The sequence below is a fragment of the Escherichia sp. WS1152 genome, assembly GCF_046487665.1.
In the GTDB taxonomy this organism is placed as follows: Bacteria; Pseudomonadota; Gammaproteobacteria; order Enterobacterales; family Enterobacteriaceae; genus Escherichia; species Escherichia coli.
Map to the genome: position 1 here is coordinate 1 of NZ_JBJQJA010000021.1, position 22,753 is coordinate 22,753.

At 41.9% G+C, this 22,753-nt stretch carries 20 protein-coding genes and 3 pseudogenes; 15 read left to right on the forward strand and 8 right to left on the reverse strand.

The features are described 5' to 3' along the window. From ACJHW7_RS21670 to ACJHW7_RS21710, 9 genes and pseudogenes are all read left to right on the forward strand, one after another. Positions 1–260: pseudogene (locus ACJHW7_RS21670) on the forward strand (hypothetical protein); the annotation flags it as partial. 938 nt (positions 261–1,198) lie between these two features. Beyond that, positions 1,199–2,323, forward strand: coding sequence for a site-specific integrase (locus ACJHW7_RS21675; protein ID WP_000486716.1), 1,125 nt, complete (start codon positions 1,199–1,201; stop codon positions 2,321–2,323). A gap of 11 nt (positions 2,324–2,334) precedes the next feature. Beyond that, the gene (locus ACJHW7_RS21680) at positions 2,335–2,988 is read left to right on the forward strand and encodes a hypothetical protein (RefSeq protein WP_000572553.1); all 654 of its coding nucleotides are present in this window, start codon (positions 2,335–2,337) and stop codon (positions 2,986–2,988) included. A gap of 46 nt (positions 2,989–3,034) precedes the next feature. Then, complete coding sequence (locus ACJHW7_RS21685) at positions 3,035–3,550, forward strand: thermonuclease family protein (RefSeq protein ID WP_000698398.1); 516 nt, start codon at positions 3,035–3,037, stop codon at positions 3,548–3,550. A gap of 93 nt (positions 3,551–3,643) precedes the next feature. Further along, positions 3,644–5,320, forward strand: a complete 1,677-nt coding sequence (locus ACJHW7_RS21690) for a PcfJ domain-containing protein (RefSeq protein WP_072652847.1) — start codon at positions 3,644–3,646, stop codon at positions 5,318–5,320. A gap of 169 nt (positions 5,321–5,489) precedes the next feature. Further along, positions 5,490–6,065 (forward strand): hypothetical protein, encoded by a 576-nt coding sequence (locus tag ACJHW7_RS21695; protein WP_001303470.1) that lies wholly within the window; start codon positions 5,490–5,492, stop codon positions 6,063–6,065. A gap of 4 nt (positions 6,066–6,069) precedes the next feature. Next, positions 6,070–8,235 (forward strand): type IA DNA topoisomerase, encoded by a 2,166-nt coding sequence (locus ACJHW7_RS21700; protein ID WP_063078686.1) that lies wholly within the window; start codon positions 6,070–6,072, stop codon positions 8,233–8,235. 68 nt (positions 8,236–8,303) lie between these two features. Beyond that, on the forward strand, positions 8,304–8,510 hold the full coding sequence (gene hha / locus ACJHW7_RS21705; protein WP_000850854.1) for a hemolysin expression modulator Hha: 207 nt from the start codon (positions 8,304–8,306) through the stop codon (positions 8,508–8,510). A 345-nt stretch (positions 8,511–8,855) separates the two neighbouring features. After that, the gene (locus tag ACJHW7_RS21710; protein WP_000666084.1) at positions 8,856–9,296 is read left to right on the forward strand and encodes a hypothetical protein; all 441 of its coding nucleotides are present in this window, start codon (positions 8,856–8,858) and stop codon (positions 9,294–9,296) included. Here ACJHW7_RS21710 and ACJHW7_RS21715 read toward each other — a convergent pair. The 4 genes from ACJHW7_RS21715 to ACJHW7_RS21730 all read right to left on the reverse strand — a co-directional run bounded on the left by ACJHW7_RS21715 (position 9,255) and on the right by ACJHW7_RS21730 (position 16,597). Further along, on the reverse strand, positions 9,255–10,028 hold the full coding sequence (locus ACJHW7_RS21715) for a PAP2 family protein (protein WP_052234578.1): 774 nt from the start codon (positions 10,026–10,028) through the stop codon (positions 9,255–9,257). The two genes, ACJHW7_RS21710 and ACJHW7_RS21715, sit on opposite strands and share 42 nt — an antisense overlap. 71 nt (positions 10,029–10,099) lie before the next feature. After that, on the reverse strand, positions 10,100–11,725 hold the full coding sequence (locus ACJHW7_RS21720; protein WP_049589868.1) for a phosphoethanolamine--lipid A transferase MCR-1.1: 1,626 nt from the start codon (positions 11,723–11,725) through the stop codon (positions 10,100–10,102). A 220-nt stretch (positions 11,726–11,945) separates the two neighbouring features. Beyond that, a complete protein-coding gene (locus tag ACJHW7_RS21725; protein WP_034169409.1) occupies positions 11,946–16,259 on the reverse strand; it encodes an LPD7 domain-containing protein in 4,314 nt (1,437 codons plus the stop codon). Then, the gene (locus ACJHW7_RS21730; RefSeq protein WP_000730722.1) at positions 16,256–16,597 is read right to left on the reverse strand and encodes a plasmid mobilization protein; all 342 of its coding nucleotides are present in this window, start codon (positions 16,595–16,597) and stop codon (positions 16,256–16,258) included. Before ACJHW7_RS21730 ends, ACJHW7_RS21725 begins: the two co-directional genes overlap by 4 nt. 367 nt (positions 16,598–16,964) lie before the next feature. On the opposite strand from ACJHW7_RS21730, the gene ACJHW7_RS21735 reads away from it, so the two are divergent. The 5 genes and pseudogenes from ACJHW7_RS21735 (at position 16,965) to ACJHW7_RS21755 (ending at position 19,633) form a co-directional block, all read left to right on the forward strand. After that, positions 16,965–17,366 (forward strand): hypothetical protein, encoded by a 402-nt coding sequence (locus ACJHW7_RS21735; protein WP_021575837.1) that lies wholly within the window; start codon positions 16,965–16,967, stop codon positions 17,364–17,366. A gap of 17 nt (positions 17,367–17,383) precedes the next feature. Beyond that, entirely contained in the window at positions 17,384–18,136 is a 753-nt protein-coding gene (locus ACJHW7_RS21740; protein WP_000797967.1) for a conjugal transfer protein TraL, read from the forward strand. Position 18,137: 1 nt separating this feature from the next. Further along, positions 18,138–18,845, forward strand: coding sequence for a hypothetical protein (locus ACJHW7_RS21745; protein WP_063084541.1), 708 nt, complete (start codon positions 18,138–18,140; stop codon positions 18,843–18,845). A gap of 19 nt (positions 18,846–18,864) precedes the next feature. Continuing rightward, positions 18,865–19,005, forward strand: a pseudogene (locus tag ACJHW7_RS21750) (hypothetical protein); the annotation flags it as partial. Between the two features lie 301 nt (positions 19,006–19,306). After that, positions 19,307–19,633: a hypothetical protein gene (locus tag ACJHW7_RS21755; RefSeq protein ID WP_000206697.1), complete on the forward strand. Its 327-nt coding sequence runs from the start codon at positions 19,307–19,309 to the stop codon at positions 19,631–19,633. A 274-nt stretch (positions 19,634–19,907) separates the two neighbouring features. Here ACJHW7_RS21755 and ACJHW7_RS21760 read toward each other — a convergent pair. Further along, positions 19,908–20,192: pseudogene (locus tag ACJHW7_RS21760) on the reverse strand (type II toxin-antitoxin system HicB family antitoxin); the annotation flags it as partial. Positions 20,193–20,432: 240 nt separating this feature from the next. On the opposite strand from ACJHW7_RS21760, the gene ACJHW7_RS21765 reads away from it, so the two are divergent. After that, positions 20,433–20,876: a hypothetical protein gene (locus ACJHW7_RS21765; RefSeq protein ID WP_023223351.1), complete on the forward strand. Its 444-nt coding sequence runs from the start codon at positions 20,433–20,435 to the stop codon at positions 20,874–20,876. 87 nt (positions 20,877–20,963) lie between these two features. Here ACJHW7_RS21765 and ACJHW7_RS21770 read toward each other — a convergent pair whose 3' ends face one another. The 3 genes from ACJHW7_RS21770 to ACJHW7_RS21780 form a co-directional block, all read right to left on the reverse strand. Further along, entirely contained in the window at positions 20,964–21,311 is a 348-nt protein-coding gene (locus ACJHW7_RS21770) for a type II toxin-antitoxin system HicB family antitoxin (protein ID WP_000681609.1), read from the reverse strand. Beyond that, positions 21,308–21,556, reverse strand: coding sequence for a type II toxin-antitoxin system HicA family toxin (locus tag ACJHW7_RS21775; RefSeq protein ID WP_000513532.1), 249 nt, complete (start codon positions 21,554–21,556; stop codon positions 21,308–21,310). Before ACJHW7_RS21775 ends, ACJHW7_RS21770 begins: the two co-directional genes overlap by 4 nt. 493 nt (positions 21,557–22,049) lie before the next feature. Further along, the gene (locus ACJHW7_RS21780) at positions 22,050–22,343 is read right to left on the reverse strand and encodes a hypothetical protein (RefSeq protein WP_000673428.1); all 294 of its coding nucleotides are present in this window, start codon (positions 22,341–22,343) and stop codon (positions 22,050–22,052) included. Positions 22,344–22,753 lie beyond the last annotated feature (410 nt).

Genomic DNA, 22,753 nt, shown 5'->3' on the forward strand with positions numbered 1-22,753 from the left:
TCCACACACCGGATTGGCACTGGCCTCCGTGCCAATCCGGTCGGTGGTCTGGTGGCAATAAAGTGAACTACTCCGCCTGTAAGTGGTATCAATCATCTGTAGCAATGAATCACTTCATTGGCGGGAAAAGTGGAGGATCTATCTACTACAAACCCATTCAATGCCCGACCGGATTTATCATGACAGGTACACGCATGTATGGCATTGGTGATGGCGTTGATGAGGAACACGTTGATGCTTATTGTTGCCCCTTCGGTTAAATCCCAGCACCAGGAAGATTCAGGCATGTAACAGTAATTGTGCCGCCGGACTCATAATTTCCCCACGCATAATTATTCACATACCAAACCTTGTTTTGGTCGGAGTATACCTGCTGAAACCCACCAAAAGGCGCACCATTAAGGTATGTCCACGAACAGTACGCATGTACGCCAATGCTCAGATTTCGGGTGTTTTTCCCGATATTGTACGTACTGGTAGTGAAGTTCACTTTTGCCGTTGTCCAGATACCGGATTGGCACGGAGGCCAGTGCCAATCCGGTACGTGGCAGAAAAATGGCGGCGGTACAGTACAGATGGTTACTGCGACAGCAAGTGACTGGAATCAGCCAATTGCCACCGCGACTTGCCCTTCAGGAAAGAAAGTTACAGGAGGTGGTGGAATGTGCAGCTTTTCAAATGCCATTCTCAAGCGTTCTTCCCCCTCCGGTAACAGTGCATGGGTAGCTGGTTGCAGCCAAAACACCAACCAGAATCAGTATTATTCAGTCACTACTTATGCATTGTGTCAGTGAGTATTCTGGTATGAATTAGCGGAAGCAGTGAACAGTGATGTAGTAGCTGCCATATAACGTACCGTTATACGCACCCTATTTCTATGATTAATCAATACATACTGCATCACAACGATAACTAGCTAGTGAAGGTGGGTAAGCTGTTAGTTGCCAGTTTGCTCCGGACTTAGATAACGAGCATTCTGAATAATCGTATTTTGAATTATGGAAACCCGTTGCTCTTACATGGGATAATGCGCAAAAAGTATGCTGACCCAAGTTTGACTGAGAGTATGGGAAATTAAGCTGATAGGTGGAGACTTTCCCTATGCCCCCTCCTTTTTTCCACGTACCGGATTGGCACGGTGATATTGCATTTCGAAGCAAGAATCTCTACCTTCCCCCCTTTTTTGTCTGGAGGGGATATGTTTCAGAAAATCAAAATTCGCAAAATGACAATCAGCCGGGCGCTGGACAAATACCTGAAGACAGTATCCATCCACAAAAAAGGCCATCTACAGGAGTTTTATCGCGTAAATGTGATTAAACGTCACCCTATTGCTGAACGCTATATGGATGACATTACCACTGTTGATATTGCCAATTATCGGGATCAACGGTTGGCGCAAATTAACCCACGAACGGGGCGTCAAATAACCGGAAACACCGTCCGTCTTGAACTTGCCCTGTTGTCATCATTATTCAATATCGCCCGTGTGGAATGGGGAACATGCCGCATGAATCCTGTCGAACTGGTCAGAAAACCCAAAATCAGTAGCGGGCGCGATCGTCGCCTGACTTCAGGAGAAGAACGCCGACTTTCGCGGTATTTCAAAGAAAAAAATCAGGCTCTTTACGTCATTTTTCATCTGGCGCTGGAAACAGCAATGCGACAAGGTGAAATCTTGTCATTGCGTTGGGAACACGTCGATCTGCAACATGGGGTAGCTCATCTTCCAACAACCAAAAACGGTGCTCCACGCGATGTTCCGCTATCCAGGAAAGCCCGTAATTACCTGCAAATGCTGCCGACACAGCTTAACGGTAATATTTTTTCTTATACCTCTTCGGGATTCAAAAGTGCCTGGCGAACAGCACTTCAGGAACTGAAGATAGAAAACTTGCATTTTCATGACCTCCGTCATGAGGCTATCAGCCGATTTTTCGAACTTGGTACATTGAACGTCATTGAGGTTGCCGCTATTTCAGGCCATCGCTCCCTGAACATGTTGAAACGATACACACACCTTCGGGCTTATCAACTTGTCAGTAAACTCGATGCCCGACGCAAGCAAACCAGCAAAATCGCTCCCTATTTTGTTCCCTACCCGGCAACGGTCGAGAACAGAAACGGGCAAGTCGTTGTGACTCTGAGTGATTTCGACCTGGAAACAAGCGCAGCCACAAAAGAACAGGCCATATTTCATGCCAGCGTGTTGCTGCTACGAACACTGGCACAAGCCGCCCAGCGAGGAGAACGCGTCCCTACTCCTGGCGAACTTCCTACAAACATTGATGAACGGGTAATGATTTGTCCATTAACAAATTAGAGGATTCACTTATGATAGAACAACTACAGAGTGATTTTTTATTCTGGATATTTATTTACTTCCTGATAGTAGGTTTGCTTATCAGAAACATTCATCTTACCAGAAAAATTAAATCCATCGAAAAAAACAAAATGTTCCCAGCGGAGGAATATGCTGTCCTGGACATTGAACAGCATATGTCCAATAAATATATTGGGCGGCTAGTAACCCGTTTTATGAAGAGAACTAATGGTGCACCTTTGTTAATTGTGTTTCCAGAATACGATAAAGGAGACAACAATGAAGACAAAAATTCTCCACCATTCCAACTTGTAAAACTAACATCCAACATCAACAATATTAAAGAAATTTATTCCAATGATGACTTAAACTGTTTTCTGAATAATATTTCGGCACAAAAAAATTTATATACAACGCACTCTGGACCTAGCCAGGCATGGATTGAACATGCATATCCTTTGCAACAAGTAACTATTCTCTTACAAGGCACTCGTCATAGTGAAAGGGAAGATATAATCAGTCAACTTGAGATTATTCTTTCCAGACTAAAAAATGGAGAAAATACAGGTTTTGAGCATGACGATGATTTTGGATATTCATTTCAGTATGATGCCGCAGCAGTAGGAAAATCATCATTTTTCGATGAAGCGGCAGGAAGAAAATAAGAATAACGCTCTATCCATTGCACAGACAAATTAACGTTAATCTTTTATGAAAATCTTATTAACAATATTTATTTATCTGCTTACCGCTTTTCAGTCTGCAAATGCAGGTGGAATACCTTATACATTTAACCAGAAAATTCTTCAGGGGAAAGTTATTCGCGTTCTCGATGGCGACACCATAGAAATTAAAACACTACCCGCAAAAATTGTTGTGTATGAAGTTCCGATCCGAGTCCGATTGATAAACATCGATGCCCCTGAAAAGAAACAACCTTTTGGACGCTGGTCAACTAGTCAGCTTAAAACTCTGGTTGCAGGTAAACAGGTGACAGTCTCTTATTCACATAAAGACCGCTACGGACGCATTATCGGTCATGTGTTCACGACGAACGGCACGGATGCCAGCCGCTTTATGGTTCAGTCTGGCGCTGCATGGGTATATGAACGTTACAACGTGGATGAGTCATTACCGGCTCTGCAACGGGAAGCGCAGGAACAAAAACGCGGTTTGTGGGCCGATGCAAATCCGGTTCCACCGTGGGAATGGCGTATCAGAAATTAAGGGGCAAGAAAATGCATTCTTCTTTTGGTTTGCCATGATTCTGTCTTTTTATCTTTGTGCAATATTAAAGGCTTCTTTTTAACAGGGGGCGGCATGTATGTAATTAATCAACAGACAAGGGACAATAATATTCTTACGTTGCATGATGTTTTTAAAATCTATCAAAATACAGGGGGGCTTCGTCTTGTAAAAACAGAGGAGAATGAAAAGTATATCTCCATTATCATTTGTGGCGTTTTTCGTATTAGAAAAAGCAAAAAGAATAACAAAATCACTTTGTGGGGATACAAGCTAAGAGATAAGCACACTGGGGTATGGACCAGAAGAAATTCATTTCCTGGTAAGATTTTTTTATTCTGGTCTAAAAAATCTGCATACGACATGGACGACTGGTTAAAATATGCGATTAGCTACATCATCAAATCATTGATTGAGGCTGGATATTCAATTGAAGACAAACTCTATTTGTTACGCATTGGAGAGGAAGAGGAAAACAGTGAGAGTCGTTATATTTCCACACTATATCCATCCAATGTATATTACTCATATGAGTATGGAATACATGACATTGTTCATTGCCTTGGTAAAATAGCATCGTTCAACTACCCCTATAATACACGATATATCAGCAGACATATTTTACTCGCAGAGATAAAAAACAAAATTTATCAGAGAGCATTAAAAATTATAGGGGTGGATAATGAATTTAATGCTTCAAAAGCATTGAGTAAAGCTATATGGATAATGGTAGATAAAAAGATATTTGCACAATATGCCAGAGCTTCACATTGTTCGATAGCTTACAATTCAATTCGTCAGGCATTATTTGAGGACTATCTGGATTTTTCAAAGCGAATCCATATTGTGAATGATATGGATTTTTTCGGATTGTGGCCTATGGTTGGTCGTCTAAGACAACAACATAAAAATGGTCAGTTTATACTATCTGGAAAGACAAAAGAGTTATATGAAAAAATCAGTTTTCCCTGCAAACTTAGTTATGGTGAGTTCAGAAGTTTACGACATGTTAGTTTGTCATTAGTATATGCTTTAAATGATAAACATGATAATGCATCATTCAGATTTACAGTCAGATTATTACGCCATCCACTTATCAAGAACTATCCTGTGAGAGCAATTTACTGGATTATCGATTATATTAGCATTCGAGCTTACTCAGAAAAAGAAAATGATATTTATCGTATATGCTCAAAATGGCTAGAATATCATCGTGATTTATTTAAAAACATTGGCTTTTATGACCGTAATACTGAATCCAGGCAAACATCACGCTGGGAAATGGAAACGAATCAGTTGTGTCATGCAATTGACTGGTTGTTAGCAGAAGAACGGTTAATTCATAAAAACCAGGAGTGGCCTTCTTTCTGGAGACTATCTGATGAATGGACGCGACAAGTGAAGAATAACGTTATTCCCGTAATCCCAAAATGGAAAGGAACTGGGATAAACTGGCAGAAAGTTGATAACGGTGTAAATGAATTAATTACATTTGATGCTCTGTGTCAGGAAGGTCAGGAGATGGAACATTGCGTTGCCAGTTATGCAGACTGGTGTGCATCTGGAGAATATATTGCAATTTCAGTCCTGATGGATAATGAAAGAGCCACTCTTGGACTTTCACGAAAAGAACATGATTTAACCTATCAGTTTGACCAGATGAGAGGTATTCGTAATCAGGCTGTTTCCAGAAACATGCTAATTAAAGGCAGGCATATTTTAAAAATAATCAACTCATCACTAAAAAGATAATGAGTCATCGCATCTCATTACAGCACCGATGACTGGGTGTTTATTCTTTCTGAATACAAAAACTGACTGAAAGATAAGGAAAGAAAGTTTTCTTACCTGTTTGTCTTACGCAATGGTGAACTGGTTCACCATGAGGTCAACAAATCAGAGCTTCTTTGAGAGGTTTAACATGCAATATGCATTGCTTGATGGATTTGAACGAAAGTTTTTGCTGGATGCTCTTGAATTCGGTGTTCTGAAGGACTGGAAAGAAAATCCGGTAAAAGAACTTCCTGATATTGATGAATCTGCTCACCCCTTCCATGTCTGTTATGGTGGATATTTATTAAATCCTGGTGTTTCAGATTCAGATATTAGCAGAAAAATAAAAGACCAGACAGGATTCTGGCTGGCAGCTATTGATGATACCCGCATGGATTGTCATTCAATAGCTTATTATGATATTCACACACTCCCTCTGATTTCGTGTGGTCATCAAAAGATAGTTCCTTTTGCCGCGTTAATAAAAGCTGATGAATGCATCATTTCAAAAATTTCTTCGTATTCTGGTTTTGCCGTAACAGCCTTTTTGAGAATTAAAGACCAGGATATTGCAACTAATATACTTAACCGTGAGGGGATTTTTGCTTTTAATGGCTGTGAACGCAGATTCAGACATCCAGTAAGTGAAGATAACTGGCAACAGGCAGTATCAGAAGAACGTGCTATCCGTTGTGCCAAAAGATTAATTCAATGTAAAGGATAACAAAATGAAACTTTTTATCGCAGAAAAACCCGCAGTAGCGAATGATATTGTTAAGGCGCTTGGTGGCAATTTTACCCGTCATGATGGCTGGTTTGAAAGTGATAATACTATTGTGACTAACTGTTTTGGTCATATTATCGAATCACAGCCCCCCGAAAACTATAATCCTGAATACAAAGAGTGGAAGATTGAAACACTCCCTTTGCGTCTTTATCCCGTAAAATACCAGCCAGTAGAAAGCGCCGCAAAACAAGTTAAAACGATTATTGAGCTTATCAGGCGTGCCGATGTGACCGAAATTATTCATGCTGGCGATCCAGATGACGAAGGACAGCTACTTGTCGATGAGGTCCTGGAATATGCAGGCAACACAAAACCCGTTAAGCGCGTTCTGATCAACGACAACACCCTTCCGGCAGTGAAAAAGGCACTGGCAAATCCCAAAAATAACCGTGACTTCAGAGGACTCTATCTCAAGGCTCTGGCGCGTTCTGTAGCCGACGCGATATACGGTTTATCCATGACGCGTGCTTATACGATCCCGGCACGGGCTAAAGGCTATAAAGGGACACTTTCGGTCGGGCGTGTTCAGACGCCTATTCTTGGCCTGATAGTAAATCGCACCCGTGCCAACAAGAATCATAAATCCAGTTTCTACTACACCATGACCGGGCATTTTCAACGCGGCGTTGATGTTATCAGGGCGAACTGGAAACCTGGTGAGTTCGCACCACTGACAGACCGTAAATTACTTGATAAGGCGTGGGCGAATGGAGCAGCGGCTTCCCTTGCAGGAAAACCAGCGACAGTTGAAGCAGCAGCAACAGACGATAAAAAAACGGCTGCGCCATTGCCCTTTAACCTGGTCCGGCTTCAGCAGTACATGAACAAGAAGTTCAAAATGACGGCACAACAAACGCTGGATATCACACAGCAGCTACGTGAAAAATACAAAGCAATTACTTACAACCGTTCAGATTGCTCATATCTTTCTGATGAACAATTCAGCGAAGCACCACAGGTTCTCGATGCCCTGAAGTCAGTATTCGATCAGCCACTGGACGTTGATTCGACACGTAAAAGCAAGGCGTTTAACAGTGCGAAAGTGACTGCGCATACGGCGATAATCCCGACCGTTAACGTACCGGATGTAAACGCGCTGAGCAGTGACGAGCGCAATGTTTACCTGGCAATCGCACAACACTATCTTGTTCAGTTCATGCCTGAAAAAACATACCAGGAAGTATCCGTTGCCATTCAGTGTGGTGATGAGTCGTTTTATGCCCGTGCCAGGAAAACAACAGACAGCGGATTTGAAGCGTTTCTTGGTGAGGAAAATACCGGGGATGAGGAATCAGAAGCCGAAAATGATGATTCCGCTTTTGATCTGCTCTGTAAAATTCGCACAGGAGAAACAGTGACGACAAAAGAAGTGGTTGTGAATGAGAAGAAAACAACGCCACCGCCATTATTCACCGAAGCCACTTTACTTGCCGCGCTTGTTCGTGTCGCAGATTTTGTCACTGATCCAGTGATTAAAAAGTTACTGAAGGATAAAGATCGGGATAAAAAAGACGAACATGGCGGTATTGGTACGCCAGCTACGCGGGCTTCCATATTGGAAACACTGAAAAAACGGAACTATATCACCCTGGAAAAAGGAAAACTTATTCCGACAGATACCGGGTATGCGCTTATTGATGCTCTGCCGGATATAGCTGTTAATCCAGATATGACGGCATTATGGGCGGAAAAACAGACACTCATTGAAAACGGAGAAATGACCATCGAACAGTTCGTTGACGAACTGTACAATGATCTGATACCGATGATCAGTAATGCGAACAGTGCTGAAATAAAAGTTTCCCCCAGCGCGCCGTCTGGTCAGTCACAACGCCTGTCCTCTCCTTGTCCTTCCTGTGGTAAACAGATTGTTATCAGGCCAAAAAGCTATTCCTGTACAGGATGTGAATTTAAGATATGGAAAGATTTCTGCGGCAAATCATTAACCGATAAACAAATTGAAACGTTAATAACAAAAGGAGTTACAAGTGAATTGAAAGGTTTCATTAGTCAAAAAACAAACAAAGAATTTTCAGCAAAAGTAAAACTGGTTGACAAAGCAACCGGGAAACTGGGATTTGAGTTTACACAAAAAAGTAAGAAATAAATCCAGCAGTAGAAATCAAACATCGTTGTAGCTACTATAGGACAAGGATGTTCTTCAGGAATTGTACAATGAAAACAAAACAAGACTGGCTCTTTCAGTTAAGACGTTGCTCAACACTCGACACACTTGAAAAGATTATTGAAAAAAACCAAAACAGCCTCCCTCCTTCTGAGCTTGAGTCGTTTAATGCCGCCGCCGATCACAGGCTTGCAGAACTCACAATGAATAAACTCTACGATAAAATCCCCCCATCCGTCTGGAAATATGTATATTAGTTCTCATCTATTAATATTAGATTTTTGATCGACACAAACATCAGCAATCCCTATACACCTTTCATAGAATGAATTGAACCCTGTATATAGCCTGTCTGAAATGGATATCTGGCAGGCTATCTTAATAGTGTTATAGGTGATGTGAATGTTTTTCCACATGATCACTCTTTTTCTGTTCTTATCACTATTGATACTCCTGATAAGGATATTCTCCGCCAGACTAATAATTCCGGCTGTGGGCGTGTTTCTGCCAGTATCATCACTCTGGATGGGATTTCATATGCTCACAGAAAATGAATCCTGGACAGTTTTGTTGGTTCTTATACTTATAGACTGGATTAAATCATGAAAGAATACGAAAAAGCGGCTTTAATATATTCCTTAAAGGAAAGCAATACATTAGTTCTTCGGATTATACTCATCTCTATTTTAGTTGTCGGGGTGATTTCAGGCGCGGTATACTTATATAACTTAGCGATCTCGTTGTTTGATTCAAACCCGACGTCTGTGCAATTCACCGTTTGCGGAGTAGGCTGTTTTATTGCTCTATTACTTCAATGGATATCTAATGTTGATGCAAATTACAGAGAAAGAATTGGGGAGCAACCAAGTACAATAAAAAACATTGTACAATATTTATTTGCAGCCATTATTATCATTAGTTTCATTACAATGGCATTAACAGCCTCATTAGTCTTAAAAGACTCGTCCAACATATGGCTCAACATTACTTTTATTGCATTATTACTGTCCATTTTTGTAGCTGTTATTTCTGTTTGGGGTTGATTTTTTTTCCTTGAATTGTTCACCCTTCTTAAAAAACACCCACGCAAGCCCTGCCGACATCGCCCACGCAAGCATCATCGACACCACCGTATGGCTCAAAAAATGATCGCCAATAATCATCTTATAGCAGCCCATCGCCCAGCCCAATGCCATCACCACGATGATGATCGCACCACGACGGCGGCGCAAACTTGGCGCAAACGCAAAGGCAAACAGCGCAAATCCGCTACTGGCATGCGCCGCAGGAAAGCACTTATCAGGAATGGTGTTACGCATACTATCAAGCATCGGCAAATACGGCAGCGTACCATCAAAAATCGTCAAATGCACAGGGCAGACCACATGAGTATATGCCTTCAATGACGCGACAACTGTCGGCACTAGGATCAAAGTCAGCACCAGATACGCAAGCTCACGCACGCGAAATTTTGTCACTGGGACAAGCCACTTGGCAGTGATAGCATTGCCCTTTTTCTCATGATAAGCACGGCAAATGGTCGCAACCAGCAAGTAGATCAGCATCGCCATCAGCAGCTTTTTTAGTCCAGAATACAGTAGCAAATCTGGCAAAAAAGCTTGCTTGGCAACCATCCAATGCCCCATACCCAGATAAAACCAATCAGCGACCATCAGATCAATCTGACTGTGCTCAAGGGTCAGCGTGGCAACGATCGCCATGACAAGAGCGATACTCATCTCAGCAAGTAGGCGTTTATTTGATAAATACGGCATAACAAACCCCACCCCACCGCCCATAATACGAATGGAGTGTGCGGTGGGTTTGGAAAAAATACAGGGAGAAATCAGCGGATGAATGCGGTGCGGTCTTTGACTTTGTCCGCGGTGACATCAAACAGCTTTAATAATGTCGGCGTGATCGCGTCATGGGTCAGGACGGTATCGGTTGCCATTGGCGTGATGCCAGTTTGCTTATCCGTCCAGAAAAATGCAGGCACACTGCGCTGTTCTTTTGGTGCAAAGGCATTTGGCATACCATGTAGATAGACACCGTTCTCACCCAGACTTTCGCCATGATCGCTGACATACAGCATTGAGACATCATAGGCATTGCTGTGCGTCTGCAGCCACTGGATACTTTGAGCGATGAAATCATCGGTGGCAAGCAAGGCATTGTCATAAGCATTGATCAAGGACTGATGTTCGCACTTGGCAAGCTCATTACCTTCACACACTGGCGTGAATTTGGCAAACTTTTCATCATATCGCTTAAAATACGCAGGCCCGTGATTGCCCATTTGGTGCAGCATGATCAGCATATCTTTGCCGTTATTGGCAGCGACAAAGTCATCTAAGCCAACGAGCATACCGACATCGCGGCATTCGTTATAAGGATTGGTGTTGCAGATGGCGTTGTTGGTCGCGGATTTATAATCGGCAAATTGCGCTTTTGGCAGCTTATCCATCACGCCTTTTGAGTCCGAATTATTATCACGCCACAAGATACTTACGCCCAAGCGATCCAGCGTATCCAGCACATTTTCTTGGTATTTGGCGGTATCGACATCATACTCATCCGCGCCCAGATAGCTGAACATACACGGCACAGAATACGCCGTCGATGTGCCGCACGATGTGACATTGCTAAAATTGGTCACGCCATCGATCTTGGCAAGCTGTGGGAAAGTATCGCGCTCATAGCCATTGAAGCTGACATGATCGGCGCGTGCCGTCTCACCGACGACGAACACCACTAGGCGTGGCTTACGCATATCAGGCTTGGTTGCTTGTACCGCGTCTTTGGCGTGATAAATGGTATCTTTTGGCGCACTGGCTTTTTTATACTCAATACTGGCAAGCTTACCCACCGAGTAGATTGGCATGATCGGATTGACATAGCTACGCAGCGGCTTATGCACGCGAAAGAAACTGGCATAATGACTGCTGAACGCCACCACAGGCAGTAAAATCAGCGCAAGACTTGCCACGATCAAGCCCAATCGGCGCATCAAACCCTTGCCCCAAGTCGGATAATCCACCTTAACAAAAGCCACAAGCAAACTTGGTAGCACACCCAAACCAATGATACGCATGATAAACGCTGCGTTTAATAGATCCTTGGTCTCGGCTTGGTCGGTCTGTAGGGCATTTTGGAGCATGGTCGTATCATAGACCGTGCCATAAGTGTCAGTAAAATAACTGGTCACCGCGCCCATGATTAATAGCAAAATCAACACAGGCTTTAGCACATAGCGATACGATGATAACAGCGTGGTGATCAGTAGCATCGCGCCAAAGAGCACGACAGCGATCGTCAGCACAAAGCCGAGATTGTCCGCGATGGGATAGGTTTGGCTGATTTTATCAAAAAAGGTAAGATTGGCGGTCGCGGTCAAGAAAACGGCAACACTCGCCACAAGAACAAACGGACTGACCGAGCGTCGGTACCACACAGAAGTATGCTGCATCATGAGAAACTACTCAAAAAATAAACGGTGGGATAATTGCGGCAATTTTACTGCAATTTTTTAAGAAATCCAGTACAATTTATCTGATATAAAAAATTATGCGATACAGAAATATTTCAGAAATTTTATTAGGCAATCATTGCGCAATCCCATACTGAATATACACTTGAGAGTATTTATAATTTGTATCTTAAAAAGCCCGAAAACCGGGCTTTTTTCTTAATTAGTGCATGTCCTGTGAATTGTCACGCTGTTGCTGCAATTCCAGATGTTCTTCTCTGGCCTGGACAAATTGTTTTCCAAGAGCATCTTCTGCCATTTCACGAGTGAATCCGTGATTAAGCAAATCGGATTCGGCCTTCTCCCTTTCGAACTTCAGTCCTTCCCCTCTGAACTTGTCCTCAAAGCGATCAATTGCCTCAAGAATCTTGCCGTCTTCCGGCGTGCAATCCCGTCCCTGTGCTTTCTCAATTTCATGACGCTCCACGCGTTCAGCATTTTTCATTACAGCGTCAATCCCCTGAGAAATATGTTCAGACTCGACGCGATAAATGACAGTATCGCGCTTATTGAGATCATGTAGCTCGCATTCAACCCGGCCCCACTCAATAGCATCCTTGAGAGAGCTGAAATCTTTTATTTCAGCATTCAGGCCTTCATGTGTTGAGAAATAGACATAATCCTTCTGTTGTTCCAGTTTATTCACATTTTCAATAGCCCTTGTACTGAAATGGATACCTGTAATTACCGGAACACGAGCCGATGTTTGGTCCCCCGTTAAAACTTCAGAAGGTGTTTTTCCAGTGATCGCGGCAAATTGCTGCTCCGTAACATCCACTCTGGCAACTGCATCACCACGCTCTAAGCCATGCTTACCAGCGACCGCAAGGTGATAAAGACCACCTTCCCCCCTGGTAATTTCCGCCTCCACAACGATATCCCCATTGCAGGAACTGAACTGAGAACGGTCTTTAACCAGGAAGTTTTCAAGCCCGGAGATCATATGCTCGTTAGCTGAAATACTGGCGAGTATCTCTTCTGGTGATTCTCTGGACGAATCCCCCGCCTGTTCCATCACTGCCATATTAGCGTCATTAACAGCGTCCTTAATTCCTTTAAAGGCGATTTCTTCTCTTGTTACAGGTGTGATTAAGATATCATCCTGGTTAAGCCCGTGCTCCTGAAGCATCTTATTTTTATATTCAGATGCGTCGTGCAATGACTCAAAAGTCTTAATATCTTCACTAAACTCATCCTTCGAAAAAGAAACCGCATACACTGGAGTACGGTATTCTTCATATGAATTGGCAATTATTTCAAATGGCCTATCAAACGTTACTAATGCCCCCTCTGGATAAGAGGATAATTCATCGGTTGAGACAGTTTTAGACATAAGCACAACAGTATCAAAACCATCACCATTTAAATAATTGCTTTCATATTTTTCTATTGCAGAAGATTTGCTTTCCTCATAACACTGAATAGCCGCATCTTTAGAATGAAAGACGATACCTTCATTCAAATCATGGAAGCGACTAAAGTTTATACAATAAATTTCCTGTTTATTATGCACCTGCGCAGTAGCCTGATCGTGTTGAGTAGTAAGCTGCTCCTGAATCAGAGCCTGTGTTCTGTCAATACCTAACTCATTCACAATTTTGCAAAATTCTTTTGCGTCGTTTTCATTATCAAAACTGGCAACGTCAAAAATATCATCGCTGTCTCCAGGTACATGTCCCAGCACTTCCCAAATCTCATTTTCATCGCTATCCAGAGATTTCAAATAGCCAAATTCACCATTTGTGCCTTTACTAAGCATCTGTGAATCCAGGGTGTTTGCCCTGGTAATAACACCAGGATCATATGAAGATGTGGCCTGCGCTGCGACCTGTGCTTGCTCTGTGGCCTGTGCCTGCTCTGTGGCCTGTGCCTGTTCGGTAGCCTGTTCCTGTTCGGTAGCCTGTTCCTGTTCGGTGACCTGTTCCTGTTCGGTGGCCTGTTCCTGCTCTGTAGCCTGTGCCTGCTCTGTAGCCTGTGCCTGTTCTGTAGCCTGTGCCTGCTCTGTAGCCTGTGCCTGCTCTGTAGCCTGTTCCTGTTCGGTGGCCTGTTCCTTCAATGCATCACCTTTCTCTATTCTGGATTCGGACTCCTGGCTATTTTCCTGTGTTTCCACCTGCTCAAACTTATTACCCTGAAGTTCTGCTTTTAATTCCAGCATCATCTGTTGATACTGCTCCGGGCGTAAAATAATCTTCATGTCCTGCTCTGCGGCAACTTCAGCGCACATTTTTTTGAAATCTTCAGAGCCGGTAAGTTTGAGTACACCACCAAACTTTTCCCTGGAATACTCAAGCATTATTCCGATCTCTTCTTTTGAAGGATTTTTACCCGCAACGACAAAGTTCCCTTTGTCGGTAAAGACAGGCTTTTCCGATTCCTGATCGCGATAAACAATCCTGGAATCCTGCTTATCCATCACAAGATCTTTTAGTTTGGAGTTAACCTTTTTCGCCTCTTCTAAGCGGCGCTGGGAATCCACCGCTTTCTGAAGCGAAAGTTCGGGTTCGTCAGCAGAAATGGCGTTGATTTCATCGAAGTTGAGATAGCTTTTGAGACGTTCAAGGGCTTTCATTTCATCTTTATCCTTATGCCAGTCAGCATGATATTGACGAATTATGTGTCGCCCCTCTGTGTCGAGTTCAGAAAGACGCTCAAGTGTGGTTAGTTTTTTGTAAACAATCACACCCACGGCAATATCACGCTGTTCACGTGGTATTAACTTCAACTCGCGTCTCATCTCTCGCAGATCATTATACAGCTTGCCACGCTCAAACCTGATAGTATTTCGTAATGTTTTTTCCGATAAATTCAGTGAGTTAAGACGCTCACGGGCTTCATGATGCGTAAGGCGTCTGTAGGTTGGATAGCGCGTATATGGCGTGTTTTCTAACTGCTGTGAATAAACTTCAAGCAGAAAGGATTTCGCATCTTTCCAGGCAAGATTAATATGCTTTGTCAGAAAATCAGATGCGTTCATATTACGATTCCCCACAGAAAACCGGGGGGAACCGTCCTTTGCTGTTCTGATTTTATGCTGCGCTGGAATAATATTAAAACGCTCGGCGGCAGAAGACAGAAACCTGACAGGATCAATATTTCTGCGAATTTCTGCCATCGTTGCAATTTCGTTTTTCTCTGCCGCCTCATTCAGAGTCTGAAACATCGTTTCACACAAAAAAGAAGAGCGTTCAAGACTTTTTATTCCTGACTCTGTGAATTGTCTATCATAATCCCGTCGCACATCCTGACCAGGATGTTCTCTTTGCGATAATTGCTCTGCCAGATCACGCTGCGAAATATCTGACAATACACTGACAGAGTCGGGTCTTGTGAATCCATTGATTCCGTAAACCATACCGCGTTGGGGCATACGTGACAATCCGACTGTTGCTTCAGATTGACGGATTCTGGCAAACTTTTTAGGACACGACTTGTAACCTCCCGCTCGTCCTGACGTTTGCTGAGAATTTCTTTCGTTAAGTTTTTCTCTTGAGTCATATTCTTTTATCCTCTCTTGCAGGAAATCAATTTGTTGTGAAGGGCTTAATGTCTTGTAAAGTTCCCTTGTTTTCTCCGCCTGGTTAAAAATATGCTTAATCTCTTGGCTTGTTTTATTTAACCAGGTATTAAGTCTCTTTTCTATCTCTTTGTGTGTTGGTTTCTCAAGTGTTAATGTCCTTGTCTCAATGTAATTCTGACGAAAAAGAGGACTTTTTAAGTTTATGTATTTTTTATCTCCAGGCAATTTTACAGCCAGATACTCATTGGTTTTACCAGCATTTCTTATACGAAGTTCACCATACTCTGCAACAATATCTTTGAATACAGAGTAATTTTCAATTTTCTCGTTCTCTATACGCGAAAGCAACTCACCTTTCAATTCAGAGTGATGCTCTTTGTAAAGATCCCCCTTAACTCTACTTATAATTTTTCCGTAATCCGCATCTTTACGCGGATAGTCTTTAGGGCTATCAAGATTATATTTATTATTAATAAATTCCTGTATAGCATCAAGCTGTTCAATTGTATGCCCTTTGGTAACATCTCCCACTGGATTCAGGAACTTTTCAGTAATCAAATTTACTTTAGGAATTACAATATGAATATGTGGTTTTCTTTCAACAAGTTCACCAGTGCTATTATCCTGGATATGACGAATTTTAGGCAAATGAGCTTCCGCATAAAAAGAGTATTCATCAGGATGATAAGCATTCATCAATAATTTTTTATAATCATCAACAACAGCCTTTAACACTTCATTCGACACATGACTTTCATGAAAAGACAGAGTAATGTGCAAATAACGTTCCTGACTTTTGTTTTCAATAGAATCAATAATCTTATCTGTAGTCTGTAAATCACCATCAAGAACAACACGATGATCAAGTTCATCACGCGTGTACTGGCGTTCTGCTTTGCGACCATTTATCAGATAATCAACGATACCATCATTACCACCACCGTATCTGACAATCATTTAGCTATCTCCTGAAGGCGATCACGAATACCGATTAGTCCATTTAAAACCTTTTTATAAAGCGATTCTGATATAATACCTTTTAAATGATCTGAATTTAATCGGTGCGCTATTTGATTTATGTTGTTTCCTGCCCAACTCAACTGAGAAAGACAACGTTTGTATTCTGGTATGTTACGTTTATCAGATGCATATGTGTTTATTTTACCAATAGTAAGCAGCCTGAAAAATTCAGACTTACTAATATTAAGCTCTTTTATAGCCCTATCGAACGGAGCATATTCTTCTTCGGTAAGTCTGAATGTTACATGAACGTTTTTGTTGGTTTTTTTCTTCATATGTCCTCAAGGTTCGTAGAACCGCATAAGAACGGCTGCATCGTTCGGGGTTTCAAAGGGGCGTCCCCCTTTGGCACACGATTGTAACATGACCGGAACGGTCTTGTGTACAATCGGTATCGTGCCTGTGTTTTAGAAGAACAAAAAATGCCGTGCATACAGCCCACACAATGACTCACATAATAACCCACAACCAAAAACACACAACCCACACAATCACCCACACTTTAACCCACAAAAAAGACCACACCCCCATTGACAACCCACAAAACAACCCACATAATCACCCACACAAACGGCGAGCAAATTGCTTTAAATAAGGTATTATGCCAATGTAGGAGGTAGAGAGAGAGAGGAAATGTAACAAATGAAAAAGATCGAGAGTTTATTATCTCCAATATGCGAGGCTATAAACGAAACAAAATCGAAATCAAAGCAGGCTGTCTTCAATATGTATTTGCAAAATATACTTGAAGCAAAGAAATATTATACATGGGAGCAAATAGCTGATTACATAAACAACAACACCAAGACAGAACTAGCCCAAAAGACTTATATAAATATGACAGAGAGGGCTAAAAAAAGACAAAAATGCACTGAACCAAAAGAACAGGCAAAAACCATAGATGTAATTGATCAGAATGAAGCTAAAGGCGATGAACCGAGAGGGGGGGTAAAAGGTTTTTTTTCAAACATTAGTGAGAACAAAAAAGAAATAGAGCACGATCCAAGTGCTACGAATGAAAAATTCATAAATAAATATCTTTAAGTAAAGGAGCATTATAAATGAAAAACTCAATCAATTTCATCCTTCAGGGTAAAGGTGGTGTTGGAAAATCATTCGCGACCGCAATACTGGCACAATACTTTATTGATGAAAATCACATGGATAATATCGTAGTCGGTGACACAGACCCGGTTAATACAACTACGGTTAAAGTAAAAAGATTAAATGCAGATTTGATACAAATCACTGAAAACAGCAAAGTAATACAATCCAAATTCGATCCAATGTTCGAATCAATGCTGACCAATAGTCAGAATACTTTTGTTATTGACAATGGCGCATCTACATTTTTACCGTTAATTCAGTATTTCAATGATAACTGTGTTATGGACATGTTTGAAGATGTAGAACAAGACGTTTATATCCATACTGTTATCGTTGGTGGACAAGCTCTTGCGGATACCTTGCAGGGATTTGAAGAACTGAAAGAACTGGTTAAAGGAAGTAAGGTAAAACTTATTGTCTGGATAAATGAATTTCAGGGTATTCCAGCACTTGAAAATATCCCATTAATAGAAACTAAATTCATTGAAAAAAACAAGGATGTAATCGCTGGCGTTGTGGTTATTCAGGACAGAAAAAGTGATGCCTTTGCCTCTGACATCAAAGAGCTAACAGAAAAATCACTAACACTGAAAGAAGCTCTTGAGTCCGACCATTTTGGATTAATGGCTAAATCACGATTAAAACGAGTCTTCAATGACATTTACAAACAATTAGATAGCATCTATGACGATGAATACGGTGAATAATATGAGTACAGTTAATCAGCCAGAATTAAAACAGCCTGAAAAGGCTGTTTCCAGTGAAGATATTGATAATTTTATTGTTGATGTATTCAAGGAGACAGGGCATAAAATATCAAAAGACGATCCAGTTATTTCATTAATTTTTCTGAACCAAAAGATACAGGAAAAATTCAGCAATGAGTTACAAGCTAACTTCACTGCCCTGTCTGAGGGCTTCAGACAGGTCGTTTCATCTGTAGAAAATGACTATATTCAAAGATTCAAGAATATTGTTGAGACGTGCGGCGATCTGGATAATGAAATAAAAGAAAAAGTAGAAGAGGGAAAAAACGATCTAAAAGAAACAAGTATTGAGGTAAAAGAAAAATTAACAGATGATATTATTGAACTCATATCTGGAATTAAACGCAACCAGGAAAAAAACAACAAATTATATGAAGAAAAGTTGAAGTCATTATCTAAGACTGTAAAACCCTTCAGTACAAGAACAGCCATTGCAATTTGTGCCTTGTGCACATTATGCCTGTCTGCGGCATTTTCTGGCGCAACCTGGTATGTTGCACAACATGAAAAAGAGGCAAGCCTGCGCTTCTATGCAAGAGCTTTTCTTGATATGAAAAAAATAACTGAAGAGAGCATGAGAAAATTACCAAAATCAGACCAGCAAAATATAAAACTCAAACTAGACGAAATTGATTCAAGAAAACCATAGATATGAAAAGGAGTCACTAATGACAACTTTTACCGACGACGACAAGGGACTGATTAAAGAAATCAGAGAGCGAATCGGCAGCCTGGACGTGCGAGACAATATTGAACGCCGGGCTTATGAAATCGCACTGGCATCGCTGGAAGCTGGGGTTGTTGCATGGAGGTATCGTTACGTGAAAAAAGACGTTACGGACTCTCAGGGTAAAACGTGGGTTGGTGACTGGAAATACGTGCCGACAAAAGAAGACTGCAACGACAGGCCGAACTATGAAATTCAGGAACTCTACAACTTACCACCTGCGATAGCAGCACCAACAAGAGGACTGGTAAACGCAGTACGCTTCTACGATCAGGTAAAGCACACGAATCCTCCCGTCGAAACAGGGGCATGGAAAGACGCTATTGACTGGGTGCTCAAAGAGGCTTGCCAGGCTGTAAACATTGACGCCAAAGGAGAGTGAGATGACAACATTTACCGACGACGACAAGAAACTAATTAAAGAAATCAGGGAGCGAATCGGCAGCCTGGACGTGCGAGACAATATTGAGCGCCGGGCTTATGAAATTGCTCTGGCATCACTGGAAGCAGAAGCGCCAAATTTGCCTGGTGGTTTCACAATTGAAGAAGCAAAAGAATTACACGAAAATCTGGTAAAAAGTCACGTAAGCAAGGCTTTAAGTGGCGAAAAAATGAAAAAAGAAAATCGTGATGCCGATTTGCGCTGGATTCATGGCGTAATAGTTCAGGCCGCGTGGTTTGTGAAAGCATCACTAGGGCAGAATGCATAGTGCGTACCTGCTTTTCTCCTGGCAACGGTGGATCTTCCGCTTCCTCGTCACTCGCTCGCTATGCTCGGTCGCTAGACTGCGGCGAGCGGTTAGCTATCAAAAAAAATCCCCGCACAACGCGGGGATAGGTCATAAAAACACATACATTGCACTACAGTGTAGTATTCAATAAGCCTTACAATGTAAAGACAGAAACACCTTTACACTGTAAATATATGCCTGCGATATTCTTCAGCGTCCTCATGACCCGATAGCCGGACTACGGCATGTCTAATGTTAAATCGACATCAACCAAAAACCAGCTATCACAGTGCTTATAATTGGAGTGATCCGAATAAGTCAAACACCCTTCATCATGAATATCATCAACAGAATAAGCACCGCTTAATACCATATCTTCCACGATTGCCAATATCGCTTCACGCGCCATAGCGGGTATTTCTGCCTGAGAATCAGCCGCAGAAACACATCCAAAACCAAAACAATCAAAAGCCGGAACAGTGATGCCGTATGCAGTCTGATCATCTTTCGGTGTTTCGACACCAACAGAAAAAAACATGATTATCTCCACAGAAGGCAGTGATTTACAACGTGGTGCACTGTAAAGACACAAAGACCTTTACAATGTAAGCGAGAATTTTTTAAGCCTATTACAGAAAAATCATATAGTGTTTTACTATATGATACCTGATTGACACTTTTAACTGCACATCTCATTATTTACACCGTAAAGACAAACACAGCTTTACATTGTAAAGCCAGATGATTGAACACTCCGTCTCCCTGATAAGGAAAAAAAATGGCTCAAGCAACTCCAGAAAAGATACTGGCAATCATAGATGATCATGATCGCGCACAAAAAAAACAACGCAACAAAAACCTCTTAATTTATTTATGTCTCTGCTTAGCAATTATTGGAGTGGTCGCGTATTCCTTTATATCAAAGTTTCGTCTTGATGGTGTAGCCGTCCTTACAGTGCTTTTGGGCGTGTCCGCAATCGCATTTTTTCTACATTATGTGGAATCAGGGAAAGGCCAGATTCTTAGTAGTGACCGCATATTGTCCATACTCGATAAAACCAAAGATTACCCTGCAATTCGACGTAAAGTTGTTAATCGCTTGCTCTCCGGTTCAAAACTCACGGGTAAAGATGAAGAGTACATATTCAGTGAATTGAAAAAAGCTGAACAAAGCAACGAACGTGAAAAGAGATTGCAAGCAATTAAAGAGTATGCATCGTAATACACCGTAAAGCATTGTTTGTAAATACAACACACTACACCGTAATACCAAGAAACATCAACGCCTGCGAGCAACAAAAAGGGGCGATTAAGCCCCTGCGCGATGATGACTGACTTCTTTTTCCAGTGCCTTATTGACAAAGGCATTCAGCGACAAATCTTCTTCCATCGCCATTTCAGCGACCCGACGATGCAGCTCTGGATCAAGCCTGACGTTAAACACACCTTTAAAGGGCGTGTCAGGCTCCTTTCCGTCCTCCACACAGGACTGTAAATACAAATCAACCGATGTTTTAAATTCCCGTTCCAGGTCAGCCAATGTTTCTGCCTCATAAGTCACCAGATCACGAATAAATGCCAGCTTTCCATACAGGATATTATTTTCAAAATCCGGCTCAACCGTACCTAAATATCCTTTATATTTTAAATGTTTCATAAAACCCCAGCCTCTTTCAAGTTCTGTTTAATAGCTTTCAGCGTTCCACCTTTAATATAACTTTCTGGATGTGGGCGATGCATTAATATTGTGTGATTAATTTCAGCATTGAAAAATCGCACTCTTGATCCCTGCATTTCCTTTTTGACATATCCTAGAGAAGAAAACAAAACAACGAGTTCATCCCATTCAAACGTTTTTTTACTGTTTAAAAATTTTGCCAGTAGCTTATCTGCTTTCCCCATACGCTATAATCCCATCCCTTGCCAACATGCAACTAATTATAGTTACAAATAGCGTTGTTGTCAAAAGTCATCGGACAAATAGGAGGGTGAAAGAAAATACCAGGGAGCAGCGAAGCCACATACCCCTAAGCGCAGCGCAACCGCCGGAAAACGCACCACACTGTAAAGACAACGAATAAAATCTTTACAACGTAAAGCTAAATATGTAATACAACTCGCTTACACAATAAGAAAGGGAGAGCATGACACTCTCCCCATATATGAATTTATCCCGGTTATTTAAAACATTTCATACCCTTGCAGGTAGTTTAACCACCACCGGAATTGATCCCACTCCGTGCACGTCATTGCCGGAATTCTGGTTTCCCAGCCTTTGACAAGGGAGTCAGCAAGCTGTACGATCTGCCGCGTTGACATTTAAAAACCTCATTCAGTTTTGATTGTCGATAACGTGATCAGGTTGTTCCAGCAACCTGATCACACCTTTCATAATTTATTTTCCCCTTATACATCCGATATATTCTTTAAAACTCAAATACTCCTCGCCATTATTTAACGAGTCAAAATATTTTTCATATTCGTCCCGATAGAAAAGAATTAAATCAATATCACTCTGCTTAAGTTCACCAAACTGAGAAACAATTCCGGTCTTATAGTCACGAATTTTATTGTTATCCGTAAATATGACAACATACTGTTGTCCCGTATCCTTATGAATAAGAACAATCGTGCAAAGCGTTACTCGTTCGAATGTGAAAACATGATTCGTGGTTGAAGTGAATTTCATTTTAAATCTCCTGTCCGTTTGGACTTAAGAAGGAAAGGAGCCAATCCCCTTTCGATGAAACAATAATACATCTATTTAGATGTATTATCAAGATTTGTTGCCTGAAAACAGCAAGTTATTTGATGGTTTGCTCATTTTTTTATCCGCGCCAGCGGATAGAAGGGGCGAAAGAAAATACCAGGGAGCAGCGGGGCCACATCGCCCCGAAGCGCGGCGCAGCCGCTGACGAACATACCAGGATGCACAGGGCCATCCCTTCGCCCTGCAAAGCCAGAACAGACCAACAGGCTATGATCATGCTGATTTGCGCCGCAGAATGCCGCAGTTAGAGCGAGCGCCAGCGAGTTCACGCCGTCCTGGTGCATTGCAGCAGGGCGGGGCGCTGTACTGCGCGTGTGAGCGTCAGCGAG